Here is a 21,823-nt window from a genome sequence, read left to right as displayed (position 1 = left end):
GCGTACTTCATTTATCATTAATGTACGCGTGCGTACTTAATTTGCTAAAATTCGAATCCAGATGACCAAATCGTCGCAACGCGGCGCGGCAAAAATTCCTTATGCGCTTCCCCGCGGGACTCACCACTTGAGTCGAGACGTGGTGGAGGCCTCGCAGCGCGAGCGTATGCTCGATGCAATTACGGAATTGTGCGCCACCAAAGGATTTGCCCAGGTCACCGTGGCGGAGATTGTCGGACTTGCCAGTGTGGGCAAAACCACATTTTATGAATTGTTCGACGACAAGGAGGCCTGCTTCATCGCCGCCTACGAACGGGCCGTCGGGGAAGCCGTAAAAATCATGGCGGCGGAAACCTCGGGCCCTTTTCGTCCCGAGGAGCGCATTCGTCGTGCCCTGCGGGCGATCTTGCGCTTCGTCGCCGACGATGAGCATCGCGCGCGGCTCCTGCTTCTCGAGCCCTTTGCCGCAGGGCCCCAGGCCACCGCAAAAATGATGGCCACCCACCGCCTCGCCGAACGGATTTACATCCAGGGCCGCGAAACGGCGCGTGAACATTGGCCCGAATATCCGCCCATCAGCGAGGTGCGCGCGCAGGCCATCATCGGCGCGGTCAACGCACCGATGACGGCGGCCGTTCAGGCGGGACGCGCCCGCTCCGTGCTCGCGTTGGAGGACGAGCTTTTGCGCACGATCACGGCGATGGCGCTCGCGCCGTGAAGAGGCGGGCGGCCAGTCGCGCCTTGGCCCGATCGGTGACCACGTAAAACGCGGGCACGACGACCAGGCTCAGAATGGTCGACACCGTGAGCCCTCCAAGTACCGCCGCGGCCATGGGACTGCGCGTCTCGGTGCCCGGGCCGAGCCCCAAGATGGGCGGCACGGCGGCCATCATCGTGGCCACGGTGGTCATCAAGATGGGCCGAAGGCGCAGGGGCCCCGCCTTCTTCATCGCTTCCGCGGCATCGAGGTGCGGCTCCTGCTCGCGCACGTGGTTCGCATATTCGACCAGCAGAATGGCATTCTTTTTCACGATGCCCATCAAGAGCAAAAGCCCAATCATGCTGAACAGATTGAGCGACTTGCCCGAGACCACGAGCCCCATCACGGCGCCGGCCACGGCCAGCGGCAGAATGGTGAGCACCGTGACGGGGTGAAGGAACGAGTTGAACTGGCTCGCCAGCACCATGTACGCGACGAGGATGCCGATGCCGAGGGCGAACCAGAGTCCGCCCGTCGTCTCCTCGAGCTGCGATGCTTGCCCGGTGGCCACCACGTGAATGCCCATGGGCAGCGCCTTGGCGAGCTCCATCACCTTGGCCATGGCCTCCTGCTGCGAATGCCCCGGCCCCACGTTGCCATTGATACTGATCGCGCGCTCGCGATCCAAATGGCTAATCGTTTGCAACACGGGCTGCTCGCGCTGGGACACCACCATGGACATGGGAACCAGCTGTCCTGTGGCGGTGCGCATCTGGATGAGCGACAGATCCTCGGGTCGCGACCGCTGCGAGGCGAGCAGCCGCATGCGGATGTCGATGCGCCGTCCCTCCGTGGTGAACTTGCCCACGGTGTTGCCGCCCACCAGCGCGCTCACGGTGCTTCCCAAATCGGACACCGAGATGCCCAGCTCCGTCGCCCGCGCGCGGTCCGGGATGATCTGCAGCTCGGGCGAGCCGATGCGGTAGTCGGAGTTCAAGTCCGCGGCCACCCCGCTGGCCTCGAGATCCTCTTGCAGCTTCGTCGACGCCGTCACCAGCTGGTCCCAATCCGAGCCACGCACGGTAAAGGCCACGGGCGAACCTTTGGCGGCGCCAAAGCTTTGCTGCGAGGGATCCTGAATGGATGCCTTGACCCCGGGAATGCCCGAGAGCTCCTTGCGCAGCACGGCCATGAGCTGCTGCGCGCTCAGTTTGCGCTTGTCGGGCGGCACGAGGTTTAGCGTGTACTGCCCGTTGGCGGCCGACAGGGTCACCATCGTGTGCTCGATCTCGGGGTGCTTTGCCAGGCGCTCCTCGACCTTCGCCAAAAGCGGTGCCGCCGCCTCGATCGACGAGCCTCCTTCCGTCTGCACGCGCACCGTAAGCCGGCTCTGATCCTGCGAGGGCACGAACTCCGTGGGCACGAGCTTCACAAGCGCCAGCGAGCCGCCCAGCACCACCATGGCCGCCAGCAGGATCGTGTTCGGCCGCTTCAACGCGCCGGCGATCACCCGCGCATAGAATCGCTCGAGCCACGAGAACGCAGCGTCGGCCGCCTTGCCCACACGGCTTCGGCCCTCGCGGGAGGTGGAGAGCATCTGCGAGCAGCGCGCCGGCGCCAAGGTGATGGCCTCGAAGTACGAGAGCATCACCGCCACCGAAAGGGTCACACCGAATTGGAAGAAGAAACGGCCGATGACGCCCTTCATGAAGATCACGGGCAAGAAGATGGCAATGACCGCGAGCGTCGCCGCCAGCGCCGCGAAGGTGATCTCCTTGGTGCCATCGCTGGACGCCTTTTTTCGGTCCTTGCCCATCTCCGCGTGGCGGAAAATGTTCTCCATGACCATGACGGCGTCGTCGACCACCAAGCCGACGGCCAGCGACAGGCCCAGCAAGGTGAAGGTGTTCAAGGTGAAGCCGAAGAAGTACACCACCGCGATGGTGCCCAGCAGCGACATGGGGATCGCGAGGACGACGTTCATCGTGCTGGAGAGCGAGCCGAGAAAGAGCCAGCACACGAAGGCCGTGAGCACCACGGCCATGACCAGCTCGAGCTCGATCTCGTGGACCGACTCCTCGATGAAGGTCGTCGAGTCGAACAGGATGTCGACCTTCATCCCGTCGGGAAGGCTGCTCTGGATCTCGGCCACGCGCTGGCGCACGCCGGTGGCCACGGCGATGGCGTTGGTGCCGCGCTGTTTGAGCACGCCGAGCGCCTGGAACGGCACACCGTCGAGCAAGGCGATGCTGGTCGCGTCGGCGAAGCCGTCCTCGACGCTCGCCACGTCCTCCAGGTACACGGGTGCGGGCTTGGAGCGCTTGATGACCAGGCGCCGGAAGCTGTCCAGATCGAGCGCCTCGCCGAGCAGGCGCACGTCGAGCGCGCGGCCGCCGCTCATGAGCTGCCCGCCCGGCACCTCGACGTGCTCGCGCTGAATGGCGCTGATGATGTCGTTGGCCACGATGCCCTTCTCGGCGAGCTTGCTCGCGTCGAGCCAGATGCGCACGTTGCGGTCGACGACGCCGTTCAGGGTGATCTGCCCCACGCCGGGCACGGTTTGCAGGCGCTCTTGCACTTGGTAGCGCGCGGCATCGGCGAGCATCTGGCGCGAAAATGGGCCGGAAACACCGATGGTCAGGATGGCCGTGTCGTCGGGGTTCGACTTGGAGACCGTGGGCGCCTGGACGTCCTTCGGAAGCGAGCGCTGGGTCTGCGCGACCCGCGCCTGGATGTCCTGCAGGGCGAGATCGACGTCGCGCGACATGTCGAACGTCGCCGTGATGCGCGCGCTGCCCGAGCGCGCCTGGGAGGCAAGCGACTGCACGCCCTCCACCTGGGAGATGGCCTGCTCGATGGGCTCGACGATCTGCCGCTCCACCGCCGGCGGGGAGGCGCCGGGCCAGGAGAGGGAGACGGTGATGTTCGGGTTGTCGACGTCCGGGTACTGGCTCACGCCGATGCGGGTCACGGCGACGATGCCGAAGAGCACCGTGCAGGCCATGAGCATCCACGCGAACACCGGATTCTTGATGGAGACGTCGGTGATGTTCACGGCGCTGCATCTCCGGCCGCGCGCTTCCGTCCGCCTTTGCCGCCGTCGCGCGCGCCTGCGTCGAGCTCCAGTGGGACCTCCGGCGCCGATGCATCCAAGGAGTCCACTTTGTTTGCCGTCACGCGTGCGCCGCTGGTCATGGATTCCACTCCGCGCACGACGAGCAATTCACCGGCCGAAAGGCCATTGCGGACTTCCACCCAGCCATCCTTCGTGTTCATGCCCAGGGTGACCACTTTTTCCACGGCGGCGTCGCCCTCGATGACGTAGACCACGTAGCCGTGGTCGGTCGCGCGTGTGGCGGCGCGCGGAATGACGGGGGCTTCGCGGCGGGCACCGACGTCGATGGTGACGTCGCAGAACGAGCCCGGGCGCAGCCAGTACCGCTTGCTGTCCGCATCGACCTGCGCGGTGACCGCCACGGTGTGTGTCGCGGGATCGGCGGCGCCGGCCACGAGGGAAATCTTCGCCTTGTACTGGTTTTGCGTCTCGCGGATGGAGAAGTCGACGACCATGCCCGGCTTGAGCCGCACGGCATGCTCCGGTTCGACCTGGAAGCGCAAGAGCAGGGGATCGGCCCGAAGGAGCGTGGCCATCAGGTATCCCGTGTTGACGTATTGGCCCGTCTCCACCGTGCGCGTCTGGATGGTGCCCTCGATGGGGGCCCGCACGAAGGCGTCGCGCAGATTGAGCTGGGCCACCTTGAGCGCCTCGGTCGCCACCGCGGTGTCGGCCTTGGCGGTCAACGTTTTCGTCTTGTAGGTCTCCAGCTCCTCGCCCGGGATCAGCCCCGGGTGGGCGTCGCTCGCGCCCTGGCGTCGCGCGACCATGGCCTCGACGTCGTGCTGCGAGGCTTGCACCTTCTCCAGGCCCGCCTTCGCGCTGTTAACGGCGAGCTGGTAGCGCTCGGAGTCGATGACCACGAGCACATCGCCCTTCTTGACCTGCTGCCCATCGGTGAAGGCCACCTTGTCGACCACGCCCGCCACGCGCGCCGTCACTTCCACCCGCTCGAAGGCATCCAAGGTGCCGGGCGCCTGCACGATGTAGTCGACGGTTTTCGACTGCACCGGCATCACATCGACCGCGTACGCCGCCGAGCCGCGCGCTCCACGGGGCGCTCCGCCGGCGGACTTCGGCGGCGCGGGTTCTTCCTTTTTGCACCCGAGGAGAAACACGGACGCGACCAGCGCCACGACGAAGAGAAGGCGGTGGCTCATGGCTCGGTCCCCCGATCCGTGTCGAGCGGCCCGAACCCCAGCGCATTGCGCAGATCCAGGTAAGCCTGCTCCATCGAGAGCTTGGCCGATTCGCGCGTGACGTCGGCTTCGAATTGTTTGTCGTTGGCGTCGTTGACCTCGATGGCCCTCGCCAGGCCTTGCTTGTACAGAATGGCGGTTTCCTCCGAGTTTTTCTGCGCTGCGGTGGCTGCAGCCAACGCGGCATTGAAATTTTCCCGCGCCGCATGCAGCGCCGCGAGCGCCAGCGCGATGTCGTTCTGCACGGACCTTCGCAGCAGTTTCTCATCGAGCCGCGAGCTCTCGAGTTGCGCCAGCCGCTGCTTTCGGTCGGCGTAGCGGAAGCCCGCATCGAAAATCTGCCACGAAAGGTTCAGCGCCACTTGCTCGTCGACGCCTTTTTCGCCCGGCAGCGGATCGGGGACGAAGCGAAGCTGCCCCGATGCATTGAGCGTCGGAATGAGCCGGTAGAGCGGCTCCTTGGCCGATGCTTGCAGCGCCTCGTTGCGTTCGTGGAGCGACTGCACGTCGGGCCTCCGATCCTGCGCCGCCGCCAGGCCCTGCTCGCGTCGATTCAAGGCCGTTTTCACCTGGTTGGCGCGCGATTGTTCGAACCGCTCGGCAGCCTTGGTGGTGTTGTCCGGGGGCACGAGCGGCCCCGCGACGGTCTGTCCGACCAGAAAGGAAAGTTGGATGTAGGCCCGGCGAACGTTGCCTTGCGCATTGGCAACTTGGCCTTCGGAGGTGGAGACCTGCAGTTGGGCCTTCGTCACGTCGTTGGTGCTGGCCAGGCCGGCATCGGCGCGCGCCTGCGAGGTCTCGAGGTTGATGCGCGCGCTATCGAGTTTGCGCCGTGCGGAGGTGAGCACATTCTCCGTGGTGAGGGCCTGAATGAAGGCCTTTGCCGTTTCGAACGCGAGCTGCCGTTTGTCCTGCGCAGCGCCCCACTTTTCCGCCTCGCGATTGTGCTTTTGCTGCGAATACTGCGGAAATGCACTTGGATTGAGCAGTGGCTGCGTCAACGTCAAGGTGCCGCTGTTGGTCGGGTTCGAGCGTCCCGCCGCGTCCGGTCGATACACGCTCGATCCCTGCGCGGCCAGCGTTGGAAAGAACGCATCCCGCGCGCGGTCGAGTTGGCCCTCGGCGACCTCCACGCGCAGCGGCGCCTTTTGCGCGCGCTCGTTGTTTTGAAGTGCGAGGCGTACGGCATCCTCGAGCCGCAGAGGGCCCTCGGCGGCAGCCGCGCTCGACCAGAGCAACAAGAGAAACGTCAACAGACTACGTTGCCAGATCACGAAATCGTTCTCCGTATTATGTTTCGAACATGCGCTCCGCTGCGATACCCCTCCTCGTCGCGCTTGTTTCGTGCATGACGATGCTCGGTGCGTGCTCGTCCTCGAACACGGATTGCACCTGCGCCGCCGAGTACAACGGCCAGCGCCGCACGCTCGCATGCGGCGAGACGGCCTGCGTGGGCGGCGTGACGATCGCGTGCGGCGAGAAAAGCCAAATCGTGCAAGGCGGCGCCTGCACGGTCACGTCGCCTCCGCCGGAATCGCCGGGATTCGATGCCGGTGGCAACCCGAATCCCACACCGGATCGAAGCTGCGACGACTTGCGCACCTACTGCAGCACCAGTTGCAGCAGTCCGGCTTCGGTCGCAGCCGACTGCCTCGCCACGGCCAGTGCGGGCGATCCACCATCGTGTGCAACATGGCCTTTGACGAACGGCGTGGTCTGTCGCCCGTAACAGCGAGGTCCGAGGCCTCATCAGGCCTGTATCTTCGTCAAAATCGACCCAGGTGTCACCCGCGCTGAAGCGCGACCGGTCTCGTAAAGTTTCGTAAGGTAAGTAGCCGTCCGCAAAATCGCGCCCCCCGAAGGATGCGCTGACGATTTCTCATCGTGGGATGCTGGGCGAGATCATTCTGGTCCGCCCTCCATCCATCGCGACGGGGCTGCGTGCGGCAAGCAAGCCCGATTCGCGTTCGGCGGCCAGACAGAAGCGCCTGGCATGGTGGGTGCTGAGGTCCCATGCATGAAGGGAATATTCCGAGTTTCTTTTTCGATTTTGGCCCTCTGTGCACTGACCTTGCCGGCGTGCGCATCGGACGATACCGCAGTGGATACCCCGTCGACCGAGGGAAACCTTTCCTCGGTGGAGCCCGGGTGGCCGCCGACGATCAGCGCCGCCAACCCGAATTGGATGCAGGCCGGTGCGGGCAATCCACGAAGGTCCATGCCTGCCACGTTCGTTACCAGCTGGGTCGAGAATGGCGTGGCGAAGAAGCGTCAGCTACTCAGCTTCAGCAATCACGCGGACGGCACCTCGGTGTCGATGCAGCTTCTCTGGCGCGACTACGGCGACAACGGCGGCTGGCACCTCGCTCGAAAGCGCGTGGGCACGACCATCGACTGGACCAAGGGGTTGCACGACACCGCGCCGGGCAACGAAGGATCTTTCGGGAACGTCTACGAACGCCAGGATGCGAATCACACGTTGGTGGCCATCAGTTACCGACCTGTGAAAGTGGACGGCCGATGGATGCTGGTGCGGCACGAATCGACGGACCATGGCGTCTCGTGGGAGCTTTCCTATGCGCCGCTCACGCTCCCCGCGGGTGTGCCGCCCGGGCTCATTCATCAAGGCATCACCGTCACCTCCGTCGGGGGCGTGGAGACCTTGCTTCTCCCCATGTATTACCGCAACGCCGATACCTATTGGCGTTGGAACCAAGCCTTGATCAAGAGCACCGACGGTGGCCAAAGCTGGTCCTACCAAGGCATGATTGCGCAGCAGACCCCCTGGTGTCCGGGCTTCCAATCCGTACCCAAGGCGGTCGTGCGCCCGCTGATTCCGGCCGATGGCTCCGCACCCGCCGGCGGAAATGGCTTCGCCGAGGCAACGGTCGCCGAGACCCGCTCGGGAAAGCTCCTGGCCGTGGTCCGTTGCGATCAGTGGTTCCTGGACACGCGTCTCTCGCCGGACCAGCATGTCCGATCGTATTTGTACAAATCGATTTCGAGCGATCACGGCGCGACCTGGTCCGCGCCCGCGCGAATCGCTGTTCCGAACAGCGGCAGCGGCCCCGTTTCTGGGCTGCCCGTGTACGGTGTATCCCCGAAGCTCGTACGCATGGGTGGGGGCGCGCTGATGCTCGCGTTCGGCCGCCCTGGCAACATTCTGGCATTCGATTCGACCGGCGAAGGCGATCACTGGGAGACCTTCAAGGGCTGGCCCGATAGCAAACGTTGGGACAATGCCCCGACGCCGCCCGCCGGCGACGATGGCATTGCGCCCGAGGGACGGCTCTGGATCCACCATGGATCGAGCGGCTACATGGGTATTGCCAAGCTGTCGGAACAGCAATTCATGGTCGTCGGGGACAACTGCCAGGCCGATTGGGGCTGCGGTTACACGCCGCCCGCAGGCTCGTCGTATCCGCACGGCACGGACTACTTTTTGTGGAATCTGTTGGTGAGCTACATTCCGAAATAGGCTAGCCGCCGAGTTTCGTCCGTCCGTCTTCGTCGTCGGGGGGGCCGCCGTCGCCGCTACCTGGGTTGCTGCCCGGGGCGATGCGATCGGGCCAGTTGTAGATGACCAGGCGGACGTGACGCTGCGAAAAGGGGGTTTCGAACGGCCCGGTGGGGTTGGACCGATCGATCGCGTGCAGGGCGAAGCCCTCCTTGATGGGAACGAGAAGCACGGCGCCCGTTCCAGGTGGGGCGCCGGCGACGACGCCCATGGCCACGAGGTTTCGCTGCCGGAGGGCCGCTCGGAACATCTGAAAATCGACCCGATCGTCCGAGCTCAGGGCCGTGACGATCCAATAGAGGCCCGTGTTCGGATCGGGCGGGGCGAGCTCGCGCTGGGCCGCCACGCCCACCACCCGAATGAGGCCCGGCGACGGGTCGGCCTTGAGCGGGCGGCCATTGGCGCGGGAAAACCGGTCGACGGGGCGCACGATGACATCGATGTTTCGTTCCGGCGAGGAAGGGACCACGAAGACCCAGTCGGCCGTCGAGCCGAAGATGTTGCTCTGTTTCGTGCCGCTCGTGCCGCTCGTGCCGCTCGTGCCGCTCGTGCCGCTCTAGGACGGGAGCAAGGGCATGGCCAGGCCGAGGTCGACGCCCAGTTTCGTCACCATCGACAGGATGGGCGAGCGCTCCTCCTGGCGAACGCTCAAGTGGCGAAAGGCGGCATCCCACTCCGTTTCCGAGAACACCTTCCAAAGCGAGTGCGTCTCGGGGCGCGCCTTGTACATGGCCCGCACGTACACGGAGGACGTCACCACCGCGCCCGTCACGCCGAGAACCCGCGCCGGCATTCGATTCAGTCGCTCGCGTTGCGGGATGGTCGATGCTCCACCCTGCGTGTACACGAGCACCGAATCGATGCGCGGCATGTGCGTGACGCGGTATTTCAAATAGGCATCCCATTCTTCGTCGGTCGGTGAGGATGGCGAATAAACATTTACGCTCAACCGACCGATCAACACATAAGCCATCGACCCCATCCCATCTCGACGGATACCATGAATGGCGGCCAAATTTGCCCGCGGTTGCATTTTTGTAGTCTTCAAGCCCACCCATTCGAGGCGGTTGTGGTGACCACACGCGCGTCTCACGCCACGCTCAGTTGCCACCATGCGCGCCACCTTGGCGCCATTTCTGCCAAGTGGGGCCGTCATAAAGGAGGGGGATGAAGACACCGCCGACGACGGAGCGCGCCTGAAAGCCCCGCTGGTGCCCGTCGGAGGTCATGTACCAGTCGGACATGGGCACGCGATCGGGCGTGTCATTCAAGAACTGGGCGACCGGTGCCACCAGGGTATCGAAGTCGGCGCGATTGCCGGTGAGCGTGGCGGTCCATATCGTCCAATCGAGCTTCGTGTACACCTCGCGATTGTCTAGCGGGAGGCCATAGCCGAGCATGCGCGTGCGCGCATAGGCGAGTTCCTTTTGGGCGACGGAATCGGGGAACAATCCGAGCCCCAGAATGCGATCCCACACGAGGTTGTACTTCTGGCTCCACGTGCCGGGCTTGTCGAACGCCAGCCGCGTGTGGTCTCCATCTTTCGACTGCTCGAGCCATTTGGCAGCGAATTCCTTGGCAACTCCGCGCACGCGCGCGGCCTCCTCGGTCATTTTTCGGGCATCGAGCAATTGTGCGTAGGCTCCAAGCGCGACGATGGCCTTGGCCGAGAGGTTCACGTTGTGCGCGAGGTGGCCGGCAAAATCGTCGGTGCAAAGCTGGCTTCCCGGATCGAATCCGGTTTTCTCCAAATACGCGCTCCATTTGACCAGCAAATTCCAATGGCGCGTTGCAAAGTCCGTATTTCCCTGTGCCTTCGCCAAGGCAGCAAACAAGAGCACCAGATTGGCCGACTCCTCGACGGGCATCTGGTTCTCTTCGCTGGTCTCGCCGCCGCCGTACACTTGGCCATTGGCGATGGGGTACGTGCCGAGATCGTGCGGCGCAAAATCGAATTTCCAGCGCGCCGAAGCGGCATAATCGGCAATGGGCGCGAGCATGCCCTCGAGCAAGGTCGGATTCAAGAGCAGGTACAGCGGCGCCGACGGGTAGGTGACATCCACCGTGGCGATGCAGCCATTGCTGAAGTTCTCCTTCGAGAAGAAGAGCGGCTTGCCATCGGTGCCCGCGACCAGCTTGTGGGCGGCCATGGCTTGCCGGTAGGCGAGGGCGCCGATGCGCACCAAGTTGGGCCCGCCCGCGCGCTCGAGGTCTTCGACGAGCGCAGCATCGAAAGCCTCACTGCGTGCGCGCAGAGCGCCGTAATCCGATTGGGCAGCCTTGACGAGATCGACCGCGCCGGCGCCGTTCCGACGCCAATACGGGCGCAGACGCGTGCCCATGGATTCGATGCTGTATTCGTCGTCGTAGGCGAGAATCAACGTGCGCGATGTCCAATCCGAGCCCACGCCCGGAAGGGCGAACGTGCTGGCCATGACGGGCCACGCGTCATTGGCGGCTCGGGGCTTGCGGGCGTCGTCGCTACTGGGCAATTCCTGGTTGGCGGCAAAGGCGTTTCGCGCATCGACGTCGGCGGCGACGACCTGTTTGACGCCGGCCGCCGCGGGCACGGCTTGGTGCAGATAGCCCCAATCGATGCGCAGATTGTCGCCTTTCTTTTGCAGCACCGGCTGCTCGACGGTGCCCATGCGCCGAACGAGCATGCCATCGACGGCGACCGTATCCCAGGTGACCTGCTGCGACACCGAATCGACCACGGACTCGGCCGAGTTATCGAAGTACACGGCGACCTCGTGCGACTTGCCATCGTTCGCCCGCACGTCCCAGGTGACGTACGACGCCGAACGCGAGAACACGTCCAAATCGTCGGTGAGGCGCGGCGTGAGAAACGTGAGCCTCACGTTGACGCTGGCCGCGATGAACTCGTACACCGTGCGGGTCGGCGTGACCTTGACACTGGTTTGCGTCGCACAAGGCACGCCGTTCGGGGCGAGGCCCATGAGTCGGAAGCTCCGCCCGTCCACGCGCACCATGCTTTGCAAGGCCTGCGTGGCCCCCGTCCAATGGCGCGGCCAGCTCTGACAGAGGTTGTCGGAGAAGGACCAAATGCTGAAGTACGGATCGGAGGCAACGAGAGGATACGCCGGCGCGCGCCAGGCTTGAATCGCAGGGGGCATGAAGGGCGGGGGCGCCTCCGCCTCCAAAGCGTCATTGGCGCCATCGAGTGCGTTATTGGCAGCGTCGAGCGCAGGAGGGTTCCCGCTATCTTGCGGGCCGTTCGAACGAGCGGGAGAGTCCGTCGATGAACAGGCCACGAAGCTGGCGCCCAACGCCAAAATCGTGGGAAGTGCGGTTGCGAAAATGGCAATCGAGCGTTGCGGCAGAATAGGTTTCATGCGCGTGCGCGCATCATAATCGTTTAAATGCGTAACCGTTGCAGATAACCGAATTAAATCATAGCTCGGATGAATCTCAATTCGTTCGATCGGTAGTAAGTTCGAAATCGCGGCGCTGAATGATGATGGGGATCATGCGCCCATGATCGGTGCGATCATGGGCGCGGTCCCGAACGTCGGATGTCTCACGGCGAGATAGGCATCGGCAATGCCTCGACGACAACATCGCCCTTCTGCAGCCAGGTGCCGAATAGGCGCGATTCGCTACGTACCCCCGCGGACCGCCACGCGGGACGTGACGTCGAACTTTTGGCAGCACGCCATGCCCTCGACCAGCAGGCGCGTCGTGGAACGCCACGCCCATGGACACTCAATACCCGAAACTGGACTCCAGTCGGAGCCGTCGTGCTCACCCGGCCAAAGCGGGCACCATACGTGCATTAGGCACTAAATGATTCTTGGACAAATGTGTCGACGCTTACCGCGTACCTGGAGTGCGCTCGAAAGTTGATTGGCAACGAGACCTGCGAGGTGCGCGAGAACCCAAAGGACTCGCGCACCGTAGTCGTCGAACCGAGGGATACGGGCACTGGTGTATGTTACCAGCGAAGGGAAAGCGGCTATCTCGACATATGGTAAGGCAGGAGACTGACCAATGACATTCGTTATCGATGAGACTCTAGCGGAGGCCGAAGCCGAGCTTCGCGCGTCGCTGCAAGGCGAGCCAAGGGAGAGCCTTGGGTCGATAACGCGGTTCATGAAGTGCTTCGAACGTCTGGCGCGCGAGGTCGCCGTGGACGAAGGAACGTGGAACGACTTTCGCCCATGGGCGTTGCGCAACGCCGACCGGTTGCGCATGGCTCGCCTCGCAATGGATGACTGGCAGCTTGAAATGGGCGCACTCTTCTACGGTGGTGGGGAAGAACGCATGGAGTGGGCGCTGCTGCGGCGCTCCCAACATGCATTCGCGCGCGAGGTGTTTCGGAATACGTCAGCGGACGAATTCCTCGCCGCCTACGAGGCGGAAGACGTTGACGAGGACTTCCATGAGGGTGCCGAGCGTGCGGGATTGGACGCTCCAGATTATGTTCCCAAGACGCACACCTGGTGGCGTTGGCCGCTTGCGTCAGAGTAGTCGTTATTCGATCAACGCCGGTACGCGTCGAACGGAGACCCCGAGGCGATTGACTAGCTGCGCGCATCGCGAGAAGGAACGCTTCACCGTCATTCACACCCGGTGCGGTGCCTTCTTGCCGCCGACTACGGTGGCAAACGGGAACAGCCGTTGGCGGCCGGTCCGTACGCCTTTGTAATTGTCCTGGAACTGGAACGATCCCTCGCGCAGCTCCAGCACGGTGATATCAGCTGGCGCGCCTACCTTGAGGGTGCCGCGGTCGCTGAATGCACCGAACGCACGCGCGCTGTTGACCGTGACACGGGCGATCACGTCGCTGAGCGACAGGCCGAACGTCAGGAATTTCGACATGACGTTGGGCAAATCGACAACGTTCGTCGTGCGTGACTGAGGGCCCACCCAGTCGGTGGAGATGGTGTCCGGGAGGAAGCCCTGTTTGACGCCGCGTTCGAAGACGTCCCAATTGAAGTGTTGGAGCGTGCCGTTGCCGAAGTCGAACAGGACGCCGCGACGGCGGGCGGAGAGCACCTCGGGAAGAATGCGCCCGCTGTCGTCGAGGATGCCATTGGGCGCCGGCGCGTATACATGCGTGACCACGTCGCCGCGCTTGAGCAACGACAGGATCGCCGGCAATGGCGAGTAGGACTGGCCGATGTGGATCATCAATGGCAGCCCGAACGGGGTGGCGGCTTCCTGCGCTCGCCGCAACGCCTCGAGATCGTTGGGGCCGGTGACGTTGTTGGAAAGCCGTACCTTCACGCCGATGACGACACCGCGGTTGCGCGCGATGGCGGCGCGCGCCAAGTCGACGTCAGCAAGGCTCAGATCGCGCAGCTCGCCTTTCTGGGTGTCGACGCCGATGCGCGAGATGTTGACAAGCAGGCGACCAAGGTTCGGTCCACTCTTCACGAGAGAGGCAGCCTGATCGATGCCATCGGCACCGTACGAACCGCCGTCGAGGTAACTGGTGACACCGTCGAGAAGCACGAGCGCCGGCCCGTCTTTGAGCTGGGCTGCGTGGCAATGAATGTCAATGAGCCCCGGCGTGACCAGCTTGCCGCGCGCGTCGATGGTCTCCGGGGCATCAGCCTTGATGTTCTCCCCGATAGCGACGATTCGTCCGCCGGCGACCGCCACGTCGCGGATCCCGTCGATGCCAAGCGATGGGTCCACGACCCGTCCGCCCCTGACAATCAAGTCGCAGCTTGCCGCCCACAGCTTCGGCATATAGGGCAGTGACAGCATCGCCCCGCCTGCGGCGGCAGCGTACAGAAACCGACGACGGTTCATCATCATGTATTCCTTTTCCTCGAGGAGTTCGCCGAAGCTGAGACGCCCGGGTCACGGTCCGAGGCGAGTTATCCAACCCGATCGGCCGGCGATCACCTTTGTCCGATAGCGGATACGAAAACGATTTCGTAATACGCTACCATGTCGGGTTGGAAACTCAAGAAGTCGCGAGCGAAATCGTTTCTTCTTAGACGAATTAACGGTCGTTCGAACCTGTGGAGCCCGTCGCGGCGCGGCCCTGGTGTTCTTTTGGGCTCCACGTCCTTAGGCGCGTCGGGTGTGTCGTCGACGAGCGGATGACTTGCGAGGCTCGGCTCGAGCAGGGTCGAGCCGGACCGGGGCATACCGACAATGAAGATCGGGTCCCGCGCCGGGTCGCCCCATTCGTTGCGCTCGGCAACCGTTGCCTTTCCTGTCGATGGCAGAAGCTGTCAAGGTTTCGGCAAGCACTCGTCGGAACTCGGCGAGCACGGCCGACGACAACGATTTAGGACCCGATTTGCTTTCACCGACGTGTACTTCTCCGGTACCGCCTACATTAAATTCCAAAAGGATGTTCTCACTCCGCTGGCCGAGCTTCATCCGGAATGTGAGTTCCAGGGCTTTTGGATGCGTGAGGAGGTAGGTTTTGAAGTCTCGGCGAGGCTCGAGGGCTACCCGACGTTGCGCCTTCCTCGAAAGACAACCTCGTCCAATGTGAACAACAAGTTCTTTACGGTCACCTTTGCGATCGGCGATGATCCCGAGCGAATCCTGGAGGCGACGGTCGGCGAGCCGATCTACGTCTTCGATGAGAATGGTATCATCCAAACGTGTCGTTGAGCCTGGCCCCGGGGAAACAACGAGAGATATCGTTGTTCGCCTACTGAACGAAGGAATGTGAACTTGTCTCTGGCCGCTCGAGAATACCTGCTGTGGGACCTTTGTTCCGACCCGGTCGAGGTCCAGAAGCGCTTGTGGGAGATCAGGGAGGCGCTCGAAGAATCCTTGAAGGAAAAGCGAGCGAGTTGCTTCGGCAGAGCGCTATTTTCCAAAGATGACATTGAAGACGAGGCGCTGGACGTTGACGAGGTCGTCTCTATTACGGGTGGCAAGCTACCGGTAATCTTTCTCAATGTGACATTCGACAAGGGGGATGTCACTGCTCAAGATCTCGCGGCGTGGGAAGCGCGGTTCGCGCTTTACCTTTTTGGCGAGGGAACCGAAGAATCGACAAATGCTTGCGCGTGAGACGGTTTTCGGCGGCAGAAAGGTTGCCATTGAGGCTGAAGGTCGGGACGGCGTTACGACCTTCGAATCTGGCGAGCTTCACGACAGCGAGCGTGTGCATCTCGTAAGGCAGGCAGTCACCCTGCATCGTCGCACGCCGAAACGTTCCTCCGCGTTCCAGGTACTCGCCAACACTATCGAGCCGCCCGCAGGCGAAAAATTCGGGAACGGTGTCCTTTGCCACGTCGAGCAAGATGTCGGCCCAGGCCCATCTGGAGCCGCCCGCAAGGGGAAGCCGTACTTCGTGAGCAATTGATAATGCATCCCTCCCGACGATGATGTGCTGCGTGTGGGTCGCCGGCGCCAACTGGGATCTCCAGACCGAGCTCACTCAGCACGAACTTTGCAATCGCAATTTGATCGGGATCTCCTGGAGATACTGTGATGGCCCGAACGTCCGCTCCACAGGCTAGCAAGTAGCAAAGGGCGAAAAAAATCATCGGGATCGCGGCGATGTCGGTTTCGACGACAAGAGGGGCCGAACTTGCGAGCATGTTGCGATACCTTCGAACGATCGATTTCGTCAGCACATGATTGCGCGAAGCGGCGCGGTCACCCGGCATTTCGGTGTAATATCTCTACGGTGCTCGTGAAGAACGCATGGATCGCCCTGTGCTCATCACCTTTGGTACGGTGACTCCCTCTGTACGGCCAAACACATGTCAAACATCACCGACGAGATTCTGTCCTGCGCCGACAACTCCCTTGCGGCGTCGTTGCAAGGCGATGCAGGTGAGCGCGTTGCCTCGATGACGAAGTTCATGGAATGCTTCGAGCGTTTCGCACGGGCGGTCTCTCAGGGAAAAGCGACGTGGGACGAGGCCCGGCCATGGGCAAGGCGCAACGCCGAGCGACTGTGCAGCGCTAGTGAAGCGCTAGAGGGATGGCAGGACGAAACCGGCCGGCTACTTTACGATACGGATGAAGAGGGCAGGGAGTACGCTCTGTCTCGACGCTCTCAACACGCCTTCGCGCGCGAGTTGTTTGATGGAACGGCAGCCGACGCGCTTCTTGCGTGTTACGAGGACGAATCGGTTGATCGCGACTTCCGCGAATGGGCCTATCATCTCGCATTGGATGCTCCAGACTACGTACCAAAGACGCACACCTGGTGGCGATGGTGAATACGTCTCTCAAGGGAGGCCGAGATGGCGAGCATCGAGTTCACGTTGTACATGCACACCTCACGAATGGCGGACCCCCAACTGGTGCGGGGCTCGACGTGCATGGGCAAGGAGATTCCGAATCAGCGCGGTGGTTGCGCCGCAATAATACCATGAGCACCGGATATCTTGTCGCTGCGTTGAAATGTGTGTACTGCGGGGTCCTGTCGCCGGAGGACTCCACGACGGTGATGGATACTCGCATCGTCGATGAGCCAGGCGGAGCTATCCTGCGAGTCGGGGACCTCGTGCCGGACCTTCGAATGGAAGCGATCGCCGACTCGATTGTGCTCCGATCGCTCCCTGAGCGAGGACCGCTGCTGCTCTTGCAGGAGTGGCATTGCAGCAGTTGCAATTCAAGGAGGTTCGCTCACGTCGTGCTGGGAGAAGACGAACGAATCTCAAGCATCGTCGCGGTGCCCCTCCTCCGAACGACACTCGACGCTGCGCCGTGCTGGCCTCGCTCGAGCTTCTTGCGGCGTATCGCGCGGAGCTTGAGTCGATCTCCGCGCATCCAACATTGTCCAAATGTTCGAGGGCAGGATCACGGGCCTGAGCACCCCGCACGGACCGCATGATTCGTGGCCTCTACGTGCGTGCTGTCATCCCGACGCTTCAATGACAAAGCGTTGCGAGAGCTAAGGTACGTTGTGACCCATGACGCGGATATCCCAAAGCTACGTTCGAGATACTTGGAGCCTACTGGAATACCAAGTCGGATGGTGCTTCAACAGCCCCGAAACCGACGAGGCGTGGCCAGGGGAATCCCTACGACGTTTCTATCGAGCCTTGGGGGAATATGGTCGTGTTCGCGCCGTTCGCATCGAATCCGGCGAATATTACCATGGTGATGTTTTCAATCTCTGCCCCGAAAACCGGACAATTTCGTTCGACGAGGCCATGGCCCACCTGCGGGCCTTCCGAGGAGAACTGGGAACGGTCGTGCTCGAGTTGGAGCTTCGCGTTTTCGTCCGTTTGGTGGAGAACCGGCCACTGGAAATCGCTTGGGTCGGCGAGCGTACCGAAGGAATCTTTTATCCGACGGGTCCTCATTCCAATGCCCACTTTTGGTTCAAACTAGGACATACGCTCTTCCGTGCCCATTCGCGCGACGGAGCCGACAATAGCGAGCTCGCACATCTCAACGCGCCTGTCTTACGCCAAATACTGGAGCGCTTCAAATTGGAGTTCGGCCCAGCGGACGAGTACGACGGGGAAGACGTCACGTTGGACGGCTTCGAGCCACCAACTTCCTCCGATCCCGCGATGGACGACGGCTGACTCCAAGTGGATCTGCGAGGACCTGTTTGAATGTGGAAGCCATTCGTGTCGATGTGATATTCTTTGATAGATGACTACCTCATGACGGCCAATGCATGTCAACCATCACTGACGAGATTCTGTCCTGTGCTGACAACGCCCTTCAGGCGTCGCTGACGGGCCCACGGAAAGAGCAGCTCGCCTCGATGAGTCGATTCATGTATTGCTTTGAGCGCCTTGCGCGTGAGGTCGCCAAAGGGGGCGCTGCTTGGGACGAGGCTCGACCGTGGGCACTCCGCCATGCTGAACGGCTGCATGCGTCGATTCTCACGATGAACGAGTGGCAGAGTGAGACGGGCAGGCTTTTCGACGACGGTGACGAAGAACTCAAGGAGTGGGCGCTGAGACGGCGCTCCCAGCACGCATTCGTTCGCGAGGTGTTTCGCGACACTTCCGCGGACCAGTTCCTCGCCGAGTACGAAAGCGAGGAGGTCGATCGAGACCTCCGAGAAGGAGCCGAAGGTCTCGCATTCGATGCTCCAGACTACGTTCCAAGAACGCACACCTGGTGGCGCCGGTGAGAAACAGCTAACCCGAACGGCGTGTGCATCGGCGCAATGACATTCACCCCACTTAAGACCTACGTTCGAGATACGTGGGGCCTCCTGGAGTACCCCGTCGGCTGGTGCCTTAGGAGCCCGCAAAACGAGGAGGCGTGGCCGGAAGAATCGCTTCGGCGTTTCTACCGAAGTCTGGGAGAGGATGCTCGTGTTCGCGCCATTCGTATTGAATCCTGCGAACACTATCAGGGTGACGTCTTCAATCTCGCTCCGTCGAGTGGAATCGTCACGTTCACCGAAGCCATCTCTCACATTCGCGCATTTCGCGGAGAATTGGGAACAATCGTCCTCGAGCTCGAACTTCGTGTTTTTGCTCGCTCGAAGGAGAGCGGGCCATTGGAGATGGTTTGGGTCGGCGACCGCACGGAGGGAGTATTTTCTCCAGCTTCTCAGTACTCTCAAGCTCGCTTCTGGTTCGAAATAGGACATACGCTATTCCGGCCCCATTCCCGCGACGGGATGGACAATCGTGAGCTTGCTCGCATCAATGCACCCATCCTCAGGGGAATGCTTGAGCGTTTGCAGCAGGAATTCGGACCGCCATCCGAGTACGAAGGCGACGGCGTGACTTCCGACGGCTTCGAGCCCCCAACGCCCGAAGCGAAGGAGACGCTAGATGACTGATTCGAGCATTCGAGCCCGAGGGCACTACGGTTGTCGGCCCCAAAGGGAGAGGTGTGGAAGTCGTGTTAGCAGCTCGCGAATATCTGATGTGGGACCTTTCTTCCGACCCGGTCGAGGTACAGAAGCAGCTGTGGGAAATTAGCGATGCGCTCAAGGAACCCTTGAAGGGAAAGCGGGCCAGGTGGTCCGGCAGAGCGCTGTTTTCCAGAGACGAGATTGAGGATGAGGCACTGGATAGCGACGAAGTCCTCGCGATTGCAGGCGGCAAGCTACCGGTGCTCTTTCTCAATGTGACATTCGATACGAACGATGTGTCCTCTCAAGATTTCGCAGAGTGGGAAGCGCGGTTCGGGCTTCATCTTTTGGGCGAGGTCATTGGGAAAATGACTAACGCTCGTGCGTCGAAGCGATTCTCAATCGGCCGGTCATCCTCTGTCGCACGGTGGCAAACCGCAGCGGCCGGGTCGTGAAACGTCTTCTCTCCGTGGGGCCGTCGTCGCCCAAGGATCGCATCGGCGCACTGCGCGCCTGCCAATCGATCCGCTCGGCGTTGGCCCACGAGTCCCCACCGCCCCGTCATGCGATGCAGTGCACCTTTTGACGCGGGGTGTGGCGACGTTCTGGTAAGGATTTCGCATGCGTACCCACGCCTTCTTTGCTTCGCTTTTCGTGTTTCTCGGGGTAGCTGCGGGCTGCTCCCAATCCATTTCCGGTCCCCCGGCGACGCCGCTCGGACATTGGCAGCCCTCGAAGCTCGCGTCCGACCCTCGCGCGAAGTTCGAGCGGCTCGTGCCCGAGCTCGATAAGCTCTTTGCGGATGACCAGCGGGCCAGCCACGTTCCCGGGATGGGCGTGGGCATCGTCCTTGGCGGGGAGATCGTCTATGCCAAGGGCTTCGGGCTTCGCGATGTGGAGCGGAAACGCCCGTTCGAGGCCGATACACCATTTCCCATTGCGTCGGTCACGAAGTCGTTTACCGCCATGGCGATTCTCCGGCTGCGCGATGAAGGAAAGCTCGATCTCGATGTGCCGGCGGAGCGCTACTATCCGCCGCTGGGGCGGATTGCGCGCGCCACGCGGGATTCGCCGGCCATCACGTTGCGGATGTTGCTTTCGCACTCGAGCGGCATGCCCGAGGACAACCCCTGGGGCGACGTGACCGAGCACTTTACCGAGCAAGATATGGCGAAGCTTTTGGACGGCGCGGCCATGTCGCGCGCGCCCGGGGTGGCGTACGAATATTCGAATCTCGCCTGGGGGGTGATCGGTCGCATCGTCGAGCGCGTAAGCGGCATGCCCCTGCGCGATGCCATTCGACGGATGGTGTTCGAACCGCTCGGCATGACCCATACCGACTGGAGCCCGAGTGCGTTTGCAAAGGGCACGGTGGCGGTGGGCTACCGCGGGCGCGATCGCAACGAAGACATGACCGCGTCCCGGGAGATCGCACCGCCCGCGGAGCTCGGTGTGTTGGATTCGGCGGGCAGCATCCACACGACGGTGCGCGATCTGTTGCGCTATGTCTCGTTTCACGTCTCGGCGTGGCCCGCGCGTGATGACGCCGAGAGCGGTCCTCTCCGGCGTAGCAGTGTGCGGGAGATGCAACAGGGGGTACGGGCTTCGAGCTCGAATGAGTTCGTGCGGGTGCTGACGCTGCGTTCGCCGATGCCGATGGCACGTCTTCAGGACGGTCATCTGAAGGCCGACGCGGGGGCGTACGGGTTCGGTCTGTTCTCACATCGCACATGCGAGGAGGACTTCTACGTCGAGCACGCCGGCGGGCTTCCCGGGTACATCACGCTGATGGGCATGTTGCCGCAAAAGGGGTTTGGCATGGTCGTCTTCCTCAACGACGAGCGTGCCGGCACGCGCGTGATCTCGCGCACGATGAATCGGTTGCGGGAGGCGGGCCTTCTCGCCGCCCCGCGCGTCGAGCCCTTGCCCGCGATGGCCGCGGTGCCGGGTGCCGTCGACCAGCTCATGACGAACTGGAACGATGCACGTGCGCGCGACCTGCTCGAGCCGACGTTCTTTCGGTACCAGAGCATCGATGCATTCCGAGAGCGGTTCGCACGGCTCACGCGCGAACACGGCACGTGCCGGCTCGAAGGCGAGCCTCGATTCGTCAACCGCATGCGAGGTCGATGGCAGGTTGCGTGCGAACGGGGATCGATCACCTTTGCGGCCGGGCTCGGACCGGGATCGAAGCCGCGCGTGCAGGCTCTCGAGATGCGCGAGGACTTTCCGCCGAGCGCTGCGCTCCGCCGGGCAGGGGAGGCAAGCGTCGAGATGCTCGGGCGCTGGGATGACAATGGCGCCGCGGCACTGTTCGCGAAGGATGCGGAGCTTGCGCGTGTCAAAAAGGCGTTCACGCAATTGGCGGCTGTTCACGGTAAATGCAGCATCGAGCGCGCCGTCGAGAGCGACGGCGCCACGCACGCGACGTTCGCGCTTACGTGCGCGGATGCGCCCATGGAGTTGACGGTGGCCGTCGACCCGACGGGTCATGCAACGGAGGTGACGGGCCGTCCTCCGCGCTCGGAGGGCGCGCCGAACTGCGCCGAGTAAAAGGGGC

19 protein-coding genes and 1 pseudogene are annotated in these 21,823 nt (G+C 62.7%); 13 read left to right on the top strand and 7 right to left on the bottom strand.

Features of this window, described 5'->3' with window-relative positions; all coding sequences use genetic code 11:
• The first annotated feature begins 61 nt into the window (after positions 1–61).
• Positions 62–718, top strand: a complete 657-nt coding sequence (locus LZC95_21415; protein ID WXA99367.1) for a TetR/AcrR family transcriptional regulator — start codon at positions 62–64, stop codon at positions 716–718.
• Here the strand turns inward: LZC95_21415 and LZC95_21410 are convergent.
• Genes LZC95_21410 through LZC95_21400 form a run of 3 tightly spaced genes read right to left on the bottom strand, consistent with a single transcriptional unit; the run spans position 693 to position 6,288 of the window.
• Entirely contained in the window at positions 693–3,755 is a 3,063-nt protein-coding gene (locus tag LZC95_21410; protein ID WXA99366.1) for an efflux RND transporter permease subunit, read from the bottom strand. The two genes, LZC95_21415 and LZC95_21410, sit on opposite strands and share 26 nt — an antisense overlap.
• Positions 3,752–4,975 (bottom strand): efflux RND transporter periplasmic adaptor subunit, encoded by a 1,224-nt coding sequence (locus LZC95_21405; protein ID WXA99365.1) that lies wholly within the window; start codon positions 4,973–4,975, stop codon positions 3,752–3,754. Before LZC95_21405 ends, LZC95_21410 begins: the two co-directional genes overlap by 4 nt.
• Positions 4,972–6,288 carry a TolC family protein gene (locus tag LZC95_21400; GenBank protein ID WXA99364.1) on the bottom strand — a complete coding sequence of 439 codons (1,317 nt, stop codon included), beginning with the start codon at positions 6,286–6,288 and terminating at the stop codon, positions 4,972–4,974. Before LZC95_21400 ends, LZC95_21405 begins: the two co-directional genes overlap by 4 nt.
• 74 nt (positions 6,289–6,362) lie before the next feature.
• On the opposite strand from LZC95_21400, the gene LZC95_21395 reads away from it, so the two are divergent.
• Positions 6,363–6,743, top strand: coding sequence for a hypothetical protein (locus LZC95_21395; protein ID WXA99363.1), 381 nt, complete (start codon positions 6,363–6,365; stop codon positions 6,741–6,743).
• Positions 6,744–7,115: 372 nt separating this feature from the next.
• Entirely contained in the window at positions 7,116–8,492 is a 1,377-nt protein-coding gene (locus tag LZC95_21390) for a glycoside hydrolase (protein ID WXA99362.1), read from the top strand.
• Position 8,493: 1 nt separating this feature from the next.
• On the opposite strand, the gene LZC95_21385 is transcribed toward LZC95_21390, so the two are convergent.
• The 3 genes from LZC95_21385 to LZC95_21375 form a co-directional block, all read right to left on the bottom strand.
• Positions 8,494–8,961 (bottom strand): hypothetical protein, encoded by a 468-nt coding sequence (locus LZC95_21385; GenBank protein WXA99361.1) that lies wholly within the window; start codon positions 8,959–8,961, stop codon positions 8,494–8,496.
• 126 nt (positions 8,962–9,087) lie between these two features.
• The gene (locus tag LZC95_21380; protein ID WXA99360.1) at positions 9,088–9,504 is read right to left on the bottom strand and encodes a hypothetical protein; all 417 of its coding nucleotides are present in this window, start codon (positions 9,502–9,504) and stop codon (positions 9,088–9,090) included.
• 127 nt (positions 9,505–9,631) lie between these two features.
• Positions 9,632–11,887 (bottom strand): DUF4965 domain-containing protein, encoded by a 2,256-nt coding sequence (locus LZC95_21375; protein WXA99359.1) that lies wholly within the window; start codon positions 11,885–11,887, stop codon positions 9,632–9,634.
• 270 nt (positions 11,888–12,157) lie between these two features.
• On the opposite strand from LZC95_21375, the pseudogene LZC95_21370 reads away from it, so the two are divergent.
• Both LZC95_21370 and LZC95_21365 read left to right on the top strand, forming a co-directional pair.
• Positions 12,158–12,331 (top strand): annotated as a pseudogene (locus LZC95_21370) (IS3 family transposase).
• Between the two features lie 211 nt (positions 12,332–12,542).
• Positions 12,543–13,022, top strand: coding sequence for a hypothetical protein (locus tag LZC95_21365; GenBank protein WXA99358.1), 480 nt, complete (start codon positions 12,543–12,545; stop codon positions 13,020–13,022).
• Positions 13,023–13,115: 93 nt separating this feature from the next.
• On the opposite strand, the gene LZC95_21360 is transcribed toward LZC95_21365, so the two are convergent.
• Positions 13,116–14,318: an amidohydrolase family protein gene (locus LZC95_21360; GenBank protein ID WXA99357.1), complete on the bottom strand. Its 1,203-nt coding sequence runs from the start codon at positions 14,316–14,318 to the stop codon at positions 13,116–13,118.
• A 345-nt stretch (positions 14,319–14,663) separates the two neighbouring features.
• Here LZC95_21360 and LZC95_21355 point away from each other — a divergent pair, with 345 nt between their 5' ends.
• The 8 genes from LZC95_21355 to LZC95_21320 all read left to right on the top strand — a co-directional run bounded on the left by LZC95_21355 (position 14,664) and on the right by LZC95_21320 (position 21,816).
• On the top strand, positions 14,664–15,134 hold the full coding sequence (locus LZC95_21355) for a hypothetical protein (GenBank protein WXA99356.1): 471 nt from the start codon (positions 14,664–14,666) through the stop codon (positions 15,132–15,134).
• Between the two features lie 63 nt (positions 15,135–15,197).
• A complete protein-coding gene (locus LZC95_21350) occupies positions 15,198–15,542 on the top strand; it encodes a hypothetical protein (GenBank protein ID WXA99355.1) in 345 nt (114 codons plus the stop codon).
• The gene (locus tag LZC95_21345) at positions 15,529–15,837 is read left to right on the top strand and encodes a hypothetical protein (protein ID WXA99354.1); all 309 of its coding nucleotides are present in this window, start codon (positions 15,529–15,531) and stop codon (positions 15,835–15,837) included. Before LZC95_21350 ends, LZC95_21345 begins: the two co-directional genes overlap by 14 nt.
• A 403-nt stretch (positions 15,838–16,240) precedes the next feature.
• Positions 16,241–16,705 carry a hypothetical protein gene (locus LZC95_21340; protein ID WXA99353.1) on the top strand — a complete coding sequence of 155 codons (465 nt, stop codon included), beginning with the start codon at positions 16,241–16,243 and terminating at the stop codon, positions 16,703–16,705.
• Between the two features lie 696 nt (positions 16,706–17,401).
• A complete protein-coding gene (locus LZC95_21335; GenBank protein WXA99352.1) occupies positions 17,402–18,025 on the top strand; it encodes a hypothetical protein in 624 nt (207 codons plus the stop codon).
• A 581-nt stretch (positions 18,026–18,606) separates the two neighbouring features.
• Positions 18,607–19,248: a hypothetical protein gene (locus LZC95_21330; GenBank protein WXA99351.1), complete on the top strand. Its 642-nt coding sequence runs from the start codon at positions 18,607–18,609 to the stop codon at positions 19,246–19,248.
• A 62-nt stretch (positions 19,249–19,310) separates the two neighbouring features.
• The gene (locus tag LZC95_21325) at positions 19,311–19,718 is read left to right on the top strand and encodes a hypothetical protein (GenBank protein WXA99350.1); all 408 of its coding nucleotides are present in this window, start codon (positions 19,311–19,313) and stop codon (positions 19,716–19,718) included.
• A gap of 166 nt (positions 19,719–19,884) precedes the next feature.
• Entirely contained in the window at positions 19,885–21,816 is a 1,932-nt protein-coding gene (locus LZC95_21320) for a beta-lactamase family protein (protein WXA99349.1), read from the top strand.
• Positions 21,817–21,823: the final 7 nt, after the last annotated feature.

The organism is Sorangiineae bacterium MSr12523, assembly GCA_037157775.1.
In the GTDB taxonomy this organism is placed as follows: domain Bacteria; phylum Myxococcota_A; class Polyangia; order Polyangiales; family Polyangiaceae; genus Pendulispora; species Pendulispora brunnea.
The sequence above is the reverse complement of the archived record's forward strand: the minus strand, read 5'-3'. Positions and strand labels throughout refer to the sequence as shown.